At 67.3% G+C, this 15572-nt stretch carries 12 protein-coding genes and 2 pseudogenes; 7 read left to right on the top strand and 7 right to left on the bottom strand.

All coding sequences use genetic code 11. The features are described 5' to 3' along the window. Positions 1-57: 57 nt before the first annotated feature. The 3 genes and pseudogenes from ACFY9I_RS35920 to eccE form a co-directional block, all read right to left on the bottom strand. Positions 58-189 (bottom strand): annotated as a pseudogene (locus ACFY9I_RS35920) (SCO5717 family growth-regulating ATPase); the annotation flags it as partial. A 389-nt stretch (positions 190-578) separates the two neighbouring features. Then, on the bottom strand, positions 579-1373 hold the full coding sequence (locus ACFY9I_RS35915) for a hypothetical protein (protein WP_391009833.1): 795 nt from the start codon (positions 1371-1373) through the stop codon (positions 579-581). Between the two features lie 5 nt (positions 1374-1378). Then, the gene (gene eccE / locus ACFY9I_RS35910; protein ID WP_391009643.1) at positions 1379-2716 is read right to left on the bottom strand and encodes a type VII secretion protein EccE; all 1338 of its coding nucleotides are present in this window, start codon (positions 2714-2716) and stop codon (positions 1379-1381) included. Positions 2717-2890: 174 nt separating this feature from the next. Here eccE and eccB point away from each other — a divergent pair, with 174 nt between their 5' ends. The 3 genes from eccB to ACFY9I_RS35895 all read left to right on the top strand — a co-directional run bounded on the left by eccB (position 2891) and on the right by ACFY9I_RS35895 (position 7225). Next, positions 2891-4429, top strand: coding sequence for a type VII secretion protein EccB (eccB, locus tag ACFY9I_RS35905; protein ID WP_391009640.1), 1539 nt, complete (start codon positions 2891-2893; stop codon positions 4427-4429). A 64-nt stretch (positions 4430-4493) separates the two neighbouring features. Continuing rightward, positions 4494-5723 carry a type VII secretion-associated serine protease mycosin gene (gene mycP / locus ACFY9I_RS35900; protein WP_391009637.1) on the top strand — a complete coding sequence of 410 codons (1230 nt, stop codon included), beginning with the start codon at positions 4494-4496 and terminating at the stop codon, positions 5721-5723. A gap of 2 nt (positions 5724-5725) precedes the next feature. Next, entirely contained in the window at positions 5726-7225 is a 1500-nt protein-coding gene (locus ACFY9I_RS35895; RefSeq protein ID WP_391009634.1) for a PQQ-binding-like beta-propeller repeat protein, read from the top strand. 115 nt (positions 7226-7340) lie between these two features. On the opposite strand, the gene ACFY9I_RS35890 is transcribed toward ACFY9I_RS35895, so the two are convergent. Continuing rightward, positions 7341-7667, bottom strand: coding sequence for a DUF397 domain-containing protein (locus tag ACFY9I_RS35890; RefSeq protein ID WP_391009632.1), 327 nt, complete (start codon positions 7665-7667; stop codon positions 7341-7343). A gap of 417 nt (positions 7668-8084) precedes the next feature. Here ACFY9I_RS35890 and ACFY9I_RS35885 point away from each other — a divergent pair, with 417 nt between their 5' ends. From ACFY9I_RS35885 to ACFY9I_RS35870, 4 genes and pseudogenes are all read left to right on the top strand, one after another. After that, positions 8085-8471 (top strand): WXG100 family type VII secretion target, encoded by a 387-nt coding sequence (locus ACFY9I_RS35885; RefSeq protein ID WP_391009629.1) that lies wholly within the window; start codon positions 8085-8087, stop codon positions 8469-8471. 19 nt (positions 8472-8490) lie between these two features. Continuing rightward, on the top strand, positions 8491-8802 hold the full coding sequence (locus tag ACFY9I_RS35880) for a WXG100 family type VII secretion target (protein WP_391009627.1): 312 nt from the start codon (positions 8491-8493) through the stop codon (positions 8800-8802). An 871-nt stretch (positions 8803-9673) separates the two neighbouring features. Beyond that, positions 9674-11133, top strand: a pseudogene (locus ACFY9I_RS35875) (hypothetical protein); the annotation flags it as partial. Positions 11134-11210: 77 nt separating this feature from the next. After that, entirely contained in the window at positions 11211-11846 is a 636-nt protein-coding gene (locus ACFY9I_RS35870; protein WP_391009625.1) for a hypothetical protein, read from the top strand. A gap of 195 nt (positions 11847-12041) precedes the next feature. On the opposite strand, the gene mycP (ACFY9I_RS35865) is transcribed toward ACFY9I_RS35870, so the two are convergent. From mycP (ACFY9I_RS35865) to ACFY9I_RS35855, 3 genes are read right to left on the bottom strand one after another with little or no spacing between them, the layout of a single operon-like run. Further along, a complete protein-coding gene (gene mycP, locus ACFY9I_RS35865; RefSeq protein ID WP_391009622.1) occupies positions 12042-13439 on the bottom strand; it encodes a type VII secretion-associated serine protease mycosin in 1398 nt (465 codons plus the stop codon). Positions 13440-13464: 25 nt separating this feature from the next. Continuing rightward, on the bottom strand, positions 13465-14979 hold the full coding sequence (locus tag ACFY9I_RS35860; protein ID WP_391009619.1) for a hypothetical protein: 1515 nt from the start codon (positions 14977-14979) through the stop codon (positions 13465-13467). After that, positions 14979-15506 (bottom strand): hypothetical protein, encoded by a 528-nt coding sequence (locus ACFY9I_RS35855; RefSeq protein WP_391009616.1) that lies wholly within the window; start codon positions 15504-15506, stop codon positions 14979-14981. The genes ACFY9I_RS35860 and ACFY9I_RS35855 overlap by 1 nt, the downstream gene beginning before the upstream one ends. Positions 15507-15572 lie beyond the last annotated feature (66 nt).

The following is a 15572-nucleotide window of genomic DNA, read 5'->3' as shown; positions in this document are numbered from 1 at the left end:
CGCCCCGGTGTCGGCACCCGGCCCCGCTTCCGAACCGCCTGCTGTCGACGAGGCGTTCTGCGTGTACCAGGCAGGTGGCGCGTAGTCGATGGTGAACTCGCCCGTCGCCTCGACGGCGGACTCCGCGTCGGACTGGTCATCGCCGGGTGTGGCCCAGCCCCCGCGGATCCCGTCCCGATCGCTGTTCACAATTCCTCCTGGTGTGGTCGAGCACCCTCAAAGCCGTGCCGGGGCCGACCGTTGCGGTCGTTCGAGTCGTGTCGTCGTGACGTCGTGATGTGCGCCCCCGGTCCCAGCCTAATCACCACAAGCGCAACGACGGCAGGCCCGTCCACCCCTCCGCGCCCGCCCGCTCCGTCACACCGGGCCCCGAGACGGCGCACGCATCCCCAACAAGTATGAACAAGAAGGGCATTGCGGCTGAACAACTCGAAAGGGAAAGAGGGAGGGGACCGAACCGGCAGCCCACGACAGTCAACGGGCCCAAGCGGGCACCGGGCCCTCAAACGGCCATCGGAGTCGAACGGCGACCGGAGCCGAACGGTCAACGGAATGGCACGCCGAGATCACCGCACCCGTCAGTCCATCCGTCTGGGCGTACCCAGCAAACCGGTCTCGGCGTCGGTCGGTTGCGTCATCACGTACTGCCGGTCGCGGTCGGCGCACCAGAGGGTGACACCGTCGGCGAGCGTAGGCAGCGAATCGACGTCCGCCCGGGGCAGGGCCATGGTGCGCCCCAACTCCGCCGCCTCGTCGGGTGAGACCCGTTGCACACCGACGAGGCGAGCCTGCCGGATGAGCCGGGGGGCGACCGGGCTGAGGTAGGGCAGCAGCGTCAGTACGGACTGCCAGGGCCCGGCGACGACCCGACCGCGTGGCGGACGCATACCGCAGTCACGCACCACGAGCACGGGACCTCCGGCCGACGCGCCCTGCGGCGGCACCCGCCCTACGTCGTACACGGCCAGACCGTTGTGTCCACCACCCATGGCGTGCACGAGCTGCATCCAGGACTGTGCCCGCCCGGTCTCCACCGCGACCCTCGCCCCGGTGGCCGCCGCGCGCAGGGCGAGGACCTGGGCGGTCCACAGCCCACCGATCAGGACGACGTCGTAGGGGGTGGGCCGGTTGATTCCGAGGACGGCGGGCCGGCTCTCGGCGTCGACGCCGATGACCACACCGTCGTCCCCGACGGGCAGCGCGAGCGAGTCGAACTGCTCGATCGACAGCGCGTGCCGCCCGTGCCGGGGCCCGATCAGCCCGAATCCGGAGCGCAGCCGCTCACGCACCCGCTCACCCACGGAAGGCTCCGGGGCGACGGAACCGGAGGCAGCGGCGCTGGAATCGGGCGCGTAGGGGTCCGTACCGGTCATGGTCATCAGCGGACACCTCCCAGGGGCAGTGTGGCGAGGACTCCTGGTAGTTGTTCACGGTCGAGCCGCGCGAGACCCGTCCCGGCCTGCCGGGCAGCGTGCTCGAGCGCCCGCCGGGCCGCGACGAGTTCGTCGTCGCCGCGCCCCGTCACCCGCACATGCCCGGTGACCGTCACCTCCTGCCGCACCCCGCGTGCCAAGGTCAGACTGAACGTGGTGGCGAGCGCGGGTATGGCCGTGAGCTGCCCCACGAGCTGCGGAAGCGAGGGATCCCGGCCGTTCAACTGTGGCCATTTGCGCACCCAGTAGGTGGTGTGGCGACGGTTGTCGCACCGCCAGTTGCGCCCGGTCTCCTCGGTCCGCCGCTGCGGAGTCTCCGTACGTCCCGCCTCGGCCGTCACCAGGGGATTGGCGCAGGCGGAGGTGGCGACGGCGGCGATCAGCTCCTGCTCGTCGAGTACGGTCGTCCGGAACCCGGACCCGGTCAGTCGGCTGGCCAGATGGTCCGCGACCCGCACCACGCACTTCTGCGCCCCCGTCAGGCCACCCCCGCGCGCTGCCACGGCCTCCGGGCACAACTCGGGATCGAGCTTCAGAGCGATCCAGGTGATCCGGATCGCCGGTGTGCCCGTCTGGGCCTGCAACGGCGCGTAGTTGCTGACGGCCACCGACTGTTGCGGCAACTGGATCGCGGGCGCCGGCTGGGTGTGCAGCACGATCTGCGCCCCCTCCAGCCGGATCCCGTCCACCTCCAGCGCGTTCCGCACCAGCCCCAGCGGCAGCGGTTGCCGGCTCCGGTCCGCACGCAGCGCCGTCGCGTCCGCCTCGACCTGCAACACGGTGCTGACGAACGTCCCGTCCCCGATGATCCCGACACTCCGCCGGTCCCGTCCGCCGTACGCGTAGGTGCGCAGTGTCGGATCGCACTCCACCGCGGGCGCGAGCCCGGGCTCGGTCCCGGGCGGTATCACCGTGTCGGCTGCCTTGCGCTGCCGCGCCTTCAACGCCCGTGCCGTGGCCAGCCATTCGGGCAGTGATCGCCCCCGGCGACGTACCACGGCGAGCAGCACGAGCAGGACCGCGACGACGGCCGCGGGCAGGAGCGCGAAGGGGTGCACGGCCCAGCCGACGAGCAACACCGCGACGGCCGCTTCGACGAGAAGAACCTGCTGCAACCGGAACGCCCCGAAGTGCCCTGACCCGGCTTTCAGATGCGGTGCGAACGGACCGGGAGCCGATGTCGTCGTCACCGTGGGCGAGGACGCGGGCGGGGTGGAAGGAGCGGAACGAGGGCCGGCCGCCTCTGTACGTGATCGTGATCGCGTCCGGCTTGCGGAAGCCATTGCTGCAAACCCCCCGTAGTCACCTGAAACGACCCACCTGACAGCGGCCTCAATGTGGAACGAACCCTACCCGCCCCACACGTGCGACGGCTCAACCGGCATAGTAGGGGCCGTCTGACAGCGGAGGGCGGGGGCATCGGCCCCCGGGCGCGGTACGGGGAGACACAGGCACTCATGGCATCACGGCGGGATGAACTCAACGCCTACACGTTCGCGAAGCGGCGCACTCTCGCGGCTTTTCTCCAGCCATCCCCCTGGGGTTCGGAGGAAGGGGCTCCCAAGCCGTTGCGGGCCGTCGTACCCAGCCTGATCGCCGGCGCCCTCGTCCTGGGTGTCTTCGGCGCCTGGGGCATGTTCCAGCCCACCGCGCCCAAGGACTGGAACCAGCCGGGCACGCGAGTCATCGTGGGCAAGCAGTCCACGACGCGCTATGTCGTCCTCAAGACGGACGGGACCACCCGCCTGCACCCCGTCCTCAACCTGGCCTCCGCCCGACTGCTCATGAACGGCGCTGACTACCAGGTCGTCCAGATCAGCGACAAGATCCTCGACTCGGGCAAGCCGCCCCGCGGCCCGATCCTCGGCATCCCCTACGCGCCGGACAGGCTGCCGACCGCCGACGAGGCGGGCAAGGCCAAGCGGTGGGCGGTCTGCGAGCAGCCCGGCGGCAAGGGCAGCACGGTCCAGGAGGCCACGTTCGTCCTAGCCGACCGGGACGTGAAGAAGACGGACGGCTCCGAACGCCTCTCCGGCGGTGAGGTGCTGTACGTCAAGACCCGTACCGGGGAACGCTATCTGGTGGACGCCGCTGGGAAGGCGTACCCCGTCGCCGGGGCGGCGACCGAAGCGGACGACCGGAAGCTGACGGACGCGCTCGTGGGCTCCAAGCAGCCGCAGCTCGTCACGAAGGAATGGATCGGCACCCTGCACAAGGGCGATCCGATCTCCTTCCCCGAACTCCCCTCCGGCGTCGGCTCTCCGGCCGGGGTCCAGGGCCAGCTCTCCGACGACGAGAACAAGGTCGGCATGGTGCTCGTGACGGAGACGGGCGAGGGCGAGAAGTACTACGTCGTGCTGCCGGGCCAGGTGAAGCCCATCAGCGAGTTCACCGCCTGGCTGCTGATCAACTCGCCCCGGACCGCCCTCCTCAACATGAACGGCGAGGCCGCCAGGGTGGGCCTCCAGGACTTCACAGCCGACAGCGCCCCCTTCGGCGGCCAGCCGGCCAACTGGCCGACGCGGCGCGCCTCGATGGTCAACTCCGCCTCCGCGGACTCCGGGCGCAACACCGTGTGCAGTGTCCTGCGGGATGTGGACGAAGGCAACGGCACGACCCTCCAGACCTGGGCGGGCACCGAATACCCCGCCGAAATCGCCGCGGGCGGCACGAGCACGTACGTCACCCCGGGAACGGGACTGCTCTACACACAGATCCAGGGCACCGACAGCGACTCGGGGTCACTCTTCCTCGTGACGGACACCGGCCTCAGGTACGCCGTCCAGGCGAACGGCGACAGCGACAGCGAGCGCTCCGGTGTGGGCACGGACAGCAAGCCGAAGACACCGGACGGAACGCCGGAGCCGAGCGAGGCCCAGGTGAAGCTGGGCTACGAGAACGTCCGACCGGCGAAGGTCCCGCTGGTCTGGTCGGAGTTCCTGGCCAAAGGCCCCCGCCTCGACACCAACAGCGCCCGCCAACCGCAGGGTTCGTGAAGACGAGCGCCTGCGCACCACCCCGCAGCGGCCCACACCACAGAAGGACGGGAGCGACGTACAGGTGTCGCCGAAGAAGACAACTCTGCCGGCCGCGGCCGTACTGCTGACCGTGCTGAGCACCGCTCCGCCCGGGGCCTGCCCGGAGGCGCCCGACGCGCACGTACGACTCGCCGGCAGTGGTGAGTGCACGTTCCCGGCCAAACAGATCAAAGGCACTCCTTGGGCGCTGCAACGCGTGCTCCTCGACGAGCTCTGGCAGGGCACCGAAAAAGGCAAGGGCATCCGCGTGGCGGTCATCGACACCGGAGTCGACGACAGCAACCCGCAGTTGAAGACGGCGGTCGACAGAGCGGCCGGGCGTGATTTCCTGGCCAAGGGCAAGGGCGCCGATCCCACGAACGACCGGGAGGGACACGGTACGAAGGTCGCGGGCATCATCGCGGCCCGGCCGCACGACGGCACCGGGTTCGTGGGCCTCGCCCCCAACGCCACGATCATCCCGATCCGCCAGAACGACGCCGAGAACAGCGGTGATTCGGACTCCATGGCGGAGGCGATCACCTACGCGGTCTCCCAGGACGCCGACGTCATCAACATCTCCCAGGACACGACGAAGCCCCTGTCCGGCACGTCCACGCTTGCCCAGGCGGTACGCGCCGCCATCGCCCAGGACGTCGTCGTGGTCGCCTCCGCGGGCAACGACGGCCTCGACGGCGCCTACAAGAACACCTACCCGGCGGCCTTCCCCGGCGTCCTCGCGGTCGCCTCCTCGGACCGCAACAACGAACGGGCCTCCTTCTCCCAGGCAGGTGAGTTCGTGGGCGTGGCGGCCCCCGGTGTCGACATCGTGTCCACGGTTCCGGGCGGTGGCCAGTGCACGGACAACGGCACCAGCTTCTCCGCCCCGTTCGTCGCCGGCGTCGCCGCACTCCTCAAGGAGAAGCACGAGGACTGGTCGACCGCCCAGATCGTGACCCAGATCGAGCAGACCGCCGAACGCGCCGTCAACGGCCACGACAACTTCGTCGGCTGGGGAGTCGTCGACCCGGTCCGCGCCGTCCAGGACTCCGACCTCACCGACCCGCCCTCGTCGCCGACTCCGGACCCCGGTGTGTCCAAGGCGCCGGCCCCCGACACCGCCCGCTTCTCCCTCGCCGAGACCCCGCACGAACGCGACGAGCGCTACGCCACCTACGCCTTTGGCCTCACCGCGGCCGTGGTCACGGTCATCGCAGGCACGGCGGTCGTGCTCCGCGATCTGCGTCGGCGCCGCAACGGAAAGGACGCCTGAGCATGACCTTCGGGCCACCTCCGTCCCCGTACACCGCGTCCGCCGACACGGCGCGGACGGCGCGCCGACGACGCATGAGGCTGCTGGGGTCCGTGGCGACCGCCGTGGTCGCCGCGCTGTGCGTCGGCGCGGCGCTCCTGGTGCACGCGAACGACGACGATGCCACCCCCGCGGACTCCGAGCCGACCGCCGCTTCCCAGCACCCGGACGACGTCCGGGAAACGGTCGAGAAGCCCCCTCGCACCACCAGCGGACGGATGGCGTTCCGTTTCTCCGTCGACGACATGAGCCCGGGCGAGCGATACGAGATGCCGGGGATGTGGGCCACGGACAAGATCCTTGCCAAGAGCATCAACCGCACTCTTCTGGGCTTCGAGATAGGCAAGGACGTGGTGGCGGGCGACGAGGTCTGGAGCGTCCGGCTGAACGGTCCGATCTGCGGTACGACGCCTCACGTGACCGCCGACGGCCGTACGGCGGTGCTGTACAGGGCGGACTCGGGGGAGAAGGCTCTCTGCGACCACGTGGCGTTCGTCGACCTCGATACGGGCCGGAAACTCTGGCAGAAGGCCCTCCCCTCGACGGGCACACCGCACTACGCGGAGATCATGCCCAGCGTCACCCTGACCCGCGGCACCGTGGCCGTGACGTGGAGCAAGGGGTCGAGCGCGTACGAGATGGCCACCGGCGAGGAACTCTGGAAGAAGCGCCGCACCGACGGCTGCCGGGACACGGGCAGCGCCGGTGGTAAGGGACTGCTGATCCGCGACACCTGCACCGCCGACAAGACGTTCGACGCGTCGTTCCGGATCCGGAAGGTGGACTCGCGTACCGGCGAGGTGGAGTGGACGTACAACGTCAGCAAGGGCGTCCGGAGCGTCTTCCTGATTTCCAGCGAACCGGTCGTCCTCGGCATCGCGGCGGGCGACGTGGACATCACCGACCTGATCACACTCGACGAGAACGGCGGGTACCGCGCCACGATCCGCCTCGGCAACGGCACCTATGTCGCCGACTGCGCCGATCAGACGAACTACGACACCAGCGACGACTGTCCCTCAGTGGTGGTCGGAGACGGTCAGGTCTTCCTGGAGAGCAGGGAAGACCCGGACCAGACCGCCGAGGCGAACTCCAACTGGATCATCGGGTTCGACGTCGTAACGGGGAAGACGACGAGGAAGTTCGAGTCGGGCCACAACCAACTCCTCCATCCCCTCCGCATGAGCGGCGACCAACTCCTTGCCTACCGGGAGAGCACCGACAACATCAGGCCTTACGGCCTTGTCGCCATCGACCCCCGAACCGGCAGGGAAACGCCCTACTTCTACTTCGGCCTCCCCATCGAGGCGACCATCCTGGCGACCCCGAAACTGGTCGACGTCCGCGTCCAGAACGGCCGCCTCTTCTTCGGCGCCCGGGCGGCGACGGGCCCGGGCGACGGTCAACAGAAGAGGTGGGAGTGGCTGGTTCTGGGCATCGCGAGCGTGCGACCCGGTACGTGAGGCGGGTGCCCGGGGCCCGAAGACACGGCCACCGACCCCAGGACCGCAGCTACGGCGCCATGATCACCGCGCCGCCATCACCACTCCACGTCGCTGCACTCACCCCACCCCACACTCACTGATGGGCTGTATTGCCCCCTCGATCGAGCCCGCCGTTGTGAGGCGCCGGCTCCAGATCGAACTCCCCGTCCCGCGCCCCAAGCACGAAGGCCCGCCACTCCGCCTCGGTGTACCTCAGCACGGTGCCAGGATCGAGCGACGACCTCATGGCCACGGCACCCTCGGGCAAGTATGCGATCTCCACCCGCTCCTCATGCTCCTCGGTACCCGGCGCGCTGTGCCACTCCACCCCCGAGATGTCGAGCGCGTACAGCTCGTCCTTCTCGCGCTCTTTGCGTTCCTTGAGTGCCTTCTCGACATCCTTGTCCAGCCCATCGGCCATGACGGCGCGGTCCCTTCCCGACGTACGAACGAGCTACGGACTCACAGTACTTGTGCGGTGACACATCCGTGACCGACAACAAGGACGCCGCCCAGTCACACTCCGCAACCCACACCTCACCCCCGTCCGCCCCCCTGCGTTCCTGGTGCGGCTCTTGTCCGGATACCTGCCCGACCTCTGAGTCACCCCTGAACTGCCCCGTTACAACTTTGCAGTTGGAAGCGTCAGGCCAAGTGACTAGAGTGATATGCGGTATCACGTGGGTGGTACGGCACGGGGGCGGTGTGGCACTGCGGCAGCGCGCGGCGCGGCGATCGCGGTGTTTCTTGCCCGCCTTGACCATCTGGGGTTGCGGCCTCGATGGACGGGTCGCGGCGGTCAAAGAACCGCCGCCACATCAAGAGGAGGGTGGAACCTGTGAGTGGGGCTGTGGACCAGAAACGCGAGAATGACCAACTCATCGCGCTGGCCAACAAGATCCAGAACTTCCACGTCGAGGTGAGCCGTCGAGTGACGTCGCTCAACACCGTGGTGGACATGATTCAGGGCGGCTGGCAGGGCGCGGCGAGCCAGGAGTACGACAGGGTGCAGCGAGAGGTGAACGTCCACCTCAAGAAGCTCCAGGACAACCTCGTCGACCTGGAAGACGTCATGCGTATGGCCGTCAACGGGTTCGATGAGCATGAGCAGGAGCGCATCGCGGAGATCCGGAAGGTGGACAACTCCTCGGAGTCCCAGGCCCAGGCCGACGCCGGCATGAGGGGCCAGACGTACACCACCGACCGCATCACCAGCCTCGCCTGAGCCACGGAGGAGACCCACGATGAGCACCGGTTACGACCGCACAGCGATCAGCTACGCCACGGTCACCCAGGCGGCGAGCGACGTCCGTAAAACCGCGACGGACCTCACGCAGGAACTCGAAGCCCTCATGCAAGAGGTGAAGCGCGTCGCCGAGACCTGGGAGGGCGAGGCGAAGACGGCGTACGGAGACATCCAGCGCAAGAACACCACCGAGATGCAGGCGATGACGGAAAAGCTCAACTTCATCGCCACCCTGCTGGACAGGTCGGTCGTCGGCTACCAGGGCACAGACCTGGACGGCGCGAAGCGCATCCGCATGCTGATGGGCTGAGAGGCGGGGGAGTCGGCGGGATACGCTGCCTCCCCCGTTGCGCTGACGAACGCCACTCGACATATTCCGGAAACTCAAGGGGAACCCCGGGAGACAAGGTCACAGTCGACGGTGCTGGTGCTGGTGCTGGTGCTGGTGCTGGTGCTGGTGCTGGTGCTGGCGCTGGTGCTGGCGCTGGCGCTGGCGCGGAAGATGGTGCCCTGGGCCACGGTCGGCTCCTTGGGAAGCGAGGAGCGGTGGGCGATAGATCACGCTTCATGCTGCCTGCGGCACGAGAAGTGCTCGGGCAGGCCTTCGGGTCCTGGAAGGCTTGCGGGCCGACCGCAGCAACCGGTCGACCGCGTACGCCGAGGCCGGACGGCTCGGCGCCCCGGACGCGGTCCACGTTGTGGACCGGTGGCTTATCTGGAAAAGCCTTGTCGAGGCCGTCGAGAAACCGGTTATTCAGCCCGCGCCCTGCTTTCGAGCCGGAGGAGACCAGCCCGGTCCGCAACGACCTACCCGTGAACGCCACGGAACTCGCGCCGCGTCCTCGGGGAGGAACCAGAATGCCCATGACATCCAAGCGAAAAGGGTGACGGCGGCTGCGCCTATGATCCCAACAGGCTGGGCGCTACCCGACGGATCATGTGAGGGGGCTGACAAGATACGAGTGGTCGTTTCTGCTGCCGCTTCTGTCACCTTCGGAGGATCAACTGCCGGTCACCCCGTGGGTGGGTGATGGTATGAGCAACAGGTGATCAGGTTGGTGGCCGCGCGAGTACCGTGAGGTGGCCTGCCCGGATGGACTTAGAGGTCGTGACACGATCTTGTTGAATGGCCCTGGTCGGCCGTGACCGGTGTGACGATTCGGCCGTTCGGGATGGTGTGACGCATTCCGCTGTCCAAGCACGACTACGGCGGGACGTTCGGCTACCAGCTGCTCGGCGGGATCATGCGGTACGGGAACTACGACGCGAAGTTCCTCAACCCGATCGCCGAACACGTGGCGCAACTGCACGCGAAGGACCCGGACATGTTCGCCGACACCAAGGCGGTGAACAGTGTGTTCAAGAACCCGTACAACCCCTCCGGCGTGAACGGGCCCGGCTACGACCCGGCCACCGCCATGCTGCAAGCGCTCGGCAACAGTCCGGACGCGGCGAAGAGGTTCTTCACTGACCCCCCGACCGCGTACAACGAGGACGGCACGGTCAACCACGGCGCCACGGCCGAGCTCGGGAAGGACAAGGACGGCCAGCCGTTCGACAACTACTTCGATTTCTTCGGCAACGAGAAGTGGGAGTCCTTCCCCGACGTCAACTCGTCCGACGAGAAGGAACACAAGGAATCGCTTGACCAGATGCCCGACGCCTTCGGCCGCGCCCTGGAGGCAGCGACCCTCGGCTACCCGGCCGGGCACCCGGACGCCGACGTGGTGCGGGACGCGGACAACGCCGCGGTCATGCAGAAGGTCATGGAGAAGTACGGCGCGGACCCGGGCCTGCTGAAGGAGCACCACGAGGCGTTGGCCGACAGCCTGGGCGTCATGGGCGGCGGCTACATCGACGACATCAACTGGGCGCTGGACAAGAACGACCCGGGCAGCGTGTTCGCCCCGGGCAAGAACCCGGAGGGGCACCTCGACTTCTCGGACACTGGGGACGGGAACGGGCGGAGTATTGTCCGGGGCTTCCTCAGCACCCTCGGTCAGCACCCGGATGCCTACGCGACGGTCTCGGCCGCGGAGCAGGTCTACACCCGCAGCGTGCTGGAAGCGGCAGTGGGCCCGGACGGAAAGATTGACGACGAGGTCGCTGCCGGGGCCAGGGCGACCGTGCGCGTGGGTGCCGAGGTGCAGGGCATGCTCGACCAGTCCCGGGCCGACCAGGTGGAGGCGACGAACCTCAAGACCCACGAGGACTACGAGAAGGCGGTCGCCAAGCGGGCGGGCTGGGTCCAGTTCGGGGCCGCGGCGGGCATCGCGGCGGGTGTCGCCTTCCTGCCCGCGATCGCGGCCGTGGGCACGGCCGCGGTGCTCATCCCGCTGGCGACGGATACCGCCGCTGGCGCCGCCTCACAGTTCATCGGTCAGATGGTTGGTGACATGTCCGATAAATCTGTGGATGAGCACAAGGAGAAGATGGAAGACCTCACTGACGACGAGAAGAAGGCGATCTACTCCGCCGGTGAGAGCATGGCCGAGGCCCCGATGGAGGATTTCCTGCTGCATCACGGTATCGACCCCGACAAGGATGTGTTCGCGCAGGACCTATCGAATCGATGGTGATCGGCTACGGGGTCGGCAACGACCGGGAGAACCAGCAGGGCAATGCCCCGGAGACCGGCTGAGGCCGGTGGACGGCCGAGGACACGTAAGGATTCGGACAGTGATCAGTCGTAGGTCGGTACGCGGGGGACTTCTCTCCGTGGCCGTGGCCGGCTCGTTGTTTCTCGGGGCCACGGGTTGTGGAGGGGATCGGGACGAGGACGGTCCGGACGACTACAAGGTCGTTGCGGGGACACAACTCTGCGGTGGCGATGCCATATCCGCCGACGCGTCCAAGGCGCTGAAGGTGATCACAGGAGCGTCGCGATTCGAGGCGTCGGCAGAGAGATACTCCATCGCGCAGGCCGCGACGGACCTTGTGGAGGCGTTCGCCCCCACCAGGACCGAGGACGCCTGCCGTGTCTTCACGCCCCGCGACACGCCGGATTTTGACCTCAGAATCACTTGGAGGTTGGCGGACAGCGGCCCGACGGACGAGCCGGCGGCCCCGAAGTTCACCGTGCTGAAGATGGGGGAGGAAGCCCTGGCAGCAGAGGACCAGGCGTACATCTATTTCGCCTGCCAGAGCGACAGGCTCTCCACCCCGACGACAGTGGCCCACATCGTCATCGGCGTGGAGCACAGGGATCCATTTCATGAACCCGAGGGTGACATCAAGGCGTTGAAGGACGCCTACGCGACCGTGGCCCACTCCGTCTCGCTGGCCATGGCCAAGGAACTGCGCTGCGAGAAGAACGGCGGGCTCCCCGCGAAGCCCGTGCTGGATCCCGCGTAGCCGCTGACGTATGCGAAACGACCGTGATCAAGGCGCCCTTCCTGTCCTTGCAATCGCCCTGGGTCCGCCACAAGCGCGAAATCCAGAGCGCCCGATCCCTGGTGTTCGTGGCGGCGACACGGGCGTGCGACAGCTGCGGACTGGCTGCTGGCGAACGAGGTCACCAAGGTAGGCATGGCTTTCGTGCTGCCGTGGTCAGGAAGGCTGGCCTGGCCTGCCCCCGCTCTCGGAGGGCGGGCCGGCGATGTTCCCCTGCGGTGGGCCGAAGGCGGGGTACGGGGGCTGGAGAGGTTGGTTGTACGTGGGTGGCAGTGGCTGAGCGGGCGGGACTGCGCCGGGCCCACGACGACCACGGGCAACGAAGAAGGCGATCGCCGCGCCGAGGACAGCCGCGGCGCCGACACCCATGGCGATCCAGAGAAGCATGTTGTCCTGATCCGATTCGGAAGTGGTGGGGGCGGACTCGCTGTTCTTGTCCTGCTTGTCGCCGGAAGCATCACCGCCGGCCTTCGAAGCCTCGGGAGAAGGCGACGGAGATGCTGACTTTTCGGCGGCGGCGAGGTCCGGCAGCGGCCACTCGTCGGCGGGCCCGGGGTCACCAGGGTTCTGCAGCGCGATGCGTGGACGGACAATGCCGTAACCGATGGCGTTGTTCCAGGTCCACTTCTTCTCGTTGCCCTTCATCGTGTTGATCAGGACCCGCAGAACTTGGTTGTTCGTCCAGGTCGGATGCTTCGACCAGATGAGTGCGGCGGAAGCGGACGCGATCGCTGCGGCGCCACTGGTTCCATCGGACATACAGATCTGGGTACCGCCTGCGCAGGCACTAAGCAGGTCTTCTCCAGGAGCGGCAACATCGATCTGGGGTCCCCACTGGGAGAAAGAGCTTCGTTCGATCTTCTCATTGATCGATGCCACAGCAACCACTCCGGGTATGGCTGCCGGATAACCGGGGAGATTGGCCCCATCGCCCTCGTTGCCGGCAGCAGCAAAAATCAACTTCCCCTTTTTGAGGGCATATTTGACGGCTGAGGAAAGTTCCGATGTATTTGCGTCGCCTTGGAAGCTTCCGCCGGATATGTTGATGACTTGGGCTTTGGAGTCTGCTGCGTATCGGATTGCTGTAGAAATTTGTGCGGCATACGTGGATCCGGATTTAGCATTTTCGAAACTGTCACCGTTGTTGAGCGCCATACGGATGGGTAGGATTTTGGCCCCTGGCGCAAGGCCATATGACCCATTCAAGCTTCCCCGCCCGCCCGTGGCGGCGATAAGTGCGGCAATGTTCGTACCATGGCCATCAATATCGGTATGTTCATCCCCTTTTAGGTCTGAATAGTCCTTGCCGTCCAGAACCTGACCTTTCAGGTCTGCCAGGGAATCGTCGACGCCGGTGTCGATGACGGCGACGGTGACACCACGGCCGGTGGTGACCTTCCACATCTCTTCGGCATGCATGGCGTCGAGGTGCCACTGTCGCTCGCGGATCGACTCAGCGTGAGCGGGCGATTCAGTGATGCCTACCAGCAGTAGGCTGAGGGCAGCCGACATTGCCGAGAAGGGCTGCAGTGTTCGCTTACCACTGGAGAGCATGTGCCTTCCTGGAAGTTGTTTGGCTTCAGTCGACGACAGGTGGAAGGGTGCGGCGATTGCCGCGATTCCAAGTCTCCTCGTCTTCGACGAGATAGTCGGGTCGTTCCCCCTGTGGCCGATCTCGACGGGTGTCTGAGGCAGGGGCGTGGTGAGAAGATGTTCCTGCGCGGCCGACCGTCGAACCGTGTGTCGGATCGGGGGCACCGGAGGGACGTACCAGACCGGCTCCACCGGGCGTGAACGGGCGGGTCCCGGAGCGACCGGGCTGAGCTGGACGACCGCCCATGACTCCGCCGCCTTCAGAGGCAAGACGCCGTCCTCCGGCTACGCCATTCTGGTGGACATTGGGGTTGCCAACCGGCATCCCAGGAGTCACACCGCGTCCCATCGGCGTACGGCCCTGTGTGCCGTCGCCGCCGATGACCGTTCCGCGCGGAAGGCCGCCCGTACGACCGGAAGTGGGTGGCACGGGACGGCCACCCACGATTCCGGTCTCGCGTGGCATGCGGGCCCCACCGCCGTTGGCAGGCCCCTGCCCAGGCAGAAGCGGAGGCCTCGTGGTCGAAGGAACACGCCCGGGATTGGACTGGCCCAATTGCTTTCCGCCGCCGTTGAAGGAGTGAGGAATAGGACCGGGCTGTGTTGCAGGCGGGGCCTCAGCGCGCTGGGCAGGGCCGTTGGAAGGCGGGGTAGGGAAACTGGGCGTTGATGAATCGGGAAGCGTGGACAAGCCGTCGATTCCCATGGAGACCGGTTCAGAGCGGTCGGCCGGTTCTTGAGCCTGCCCATGCGGAGCTACTTGGGTGGTGGCATGCGGACTGGTGACTCTTCCGGTCCCGGTTTGTGTGAACACGGCCGAGCTGCCGGACGCTCCTTGAGAGCCGACGGGGGATACGTACTCAGCTTGCCTCCACCGGTCGTCCAGTCGCTCTGCCGGCGGCACAAACGTAGGCGGCTCCACAGAATTAACCTGCGCAGCCGACTGCTGATAAGCCTGCGCCAGCTTCCGCATCTGCTGCACGGCCTCATACCGAGCCGCGTCGATCCGCCCCTGGGCCGCCGTCGCGTCGGTCTGGGCGGTCTGGGCCAGCTTTCGGGAGTCGGGGTCGTTGCGGGCGCCGGGCTCTTTCGTGGCCGCCAGGGACTTCTCCGCGGTGCGGAGGTCCGCCTGCGCGGCCGTGGTCTCGGAGGTGTCCGGCATGACCGCCTTCGCCTCCGCGATCGCCTGGGAGACGATGCCCATCCACCGGGACGCCACCTCGGCGTACTCGCCGAGGTGCAGCGTGGCGCTCGCCGTCTGCCCGCCCCACTCACGGAACGTGTCGCCGGCCTCGCCCTGCCATTCCAGACCCTTGACGTACGTCATGAGGTCGTCGCCGATCTTGGTGATCGTCGAGGCGGCCTTGGAGAGTTTCGCCGCGAGGTCGTAGGCGCCCTCGGCGTTGGCGGAGTCGAGCATGGCCGCGAGCTGCGCGTGGGTCATGGACTCGAAGTCCGTGTGCTGAGGCGTGGGTTGCTTCCGATTGGGCTGCTCGCTCATTACAGGCCCTTCTCCGACTCCGTGACCTCCGCGACCGGCTTGCCCTGCTGCTCGCCCTGCTGCTCGGCCTGCCGCTGCGCATACGGATCACGGTCGACGTCGTAGTACTTGTCGACCTCCGCGTTGACCTCCCGCATGCGCGCCCTGATGTCCTCGTCCAGGTTCTCGAAGCCCACCCGCGACGCGTGTACCGCCAGTCCCACCCCCTCGATCTGCGCGCTGAGCGCCTTCGAGAGGTTCTCCAACTCGTCGTGAACGATGGCGTACGACTCGTAGAGGAACTGTGCTTCCTTGAAGTCGACGGACCCCAGCTGGGCGCGGGAGAGGCGATCCTGGCCGACCTTGTCGGGGGAGGCCTCGGACTTGCCCAGCTCGATCAGCAGATCGTCGACACGCTTCTTGAAGTCCTTCATGGCATCGTGCTGGATGTCCAGCGCCATCTGGGGGTTCACGCCGTACAAGCTGTCGAAGGACTTGCCGGTGTCCGGCGTGCCCCCACCACCGCTGCCGCCCCCGCCCGAACTCACGTCAGCCGCCTCCCCGTTCTCCCCGTCCACACAAGTCAACCGAAGCCTTTTTCAACGCTGTTCGCC

Origin of the sequence: Streptomyces sp. NPDC012510 (assembly GCF_042955065.1) — a bacterium.
Classification (GTDB): domain Bacteria; phylum Actinomycetota; class Actinomycetes; order Streptomycetales; family Streptomycetaceae; genus Streptomyces.
The sequence above is the reverse complement of the archived record's forward strand: the minus strand, read 5'-3'. Positions and strand labels throughout refer to the sequence as shown.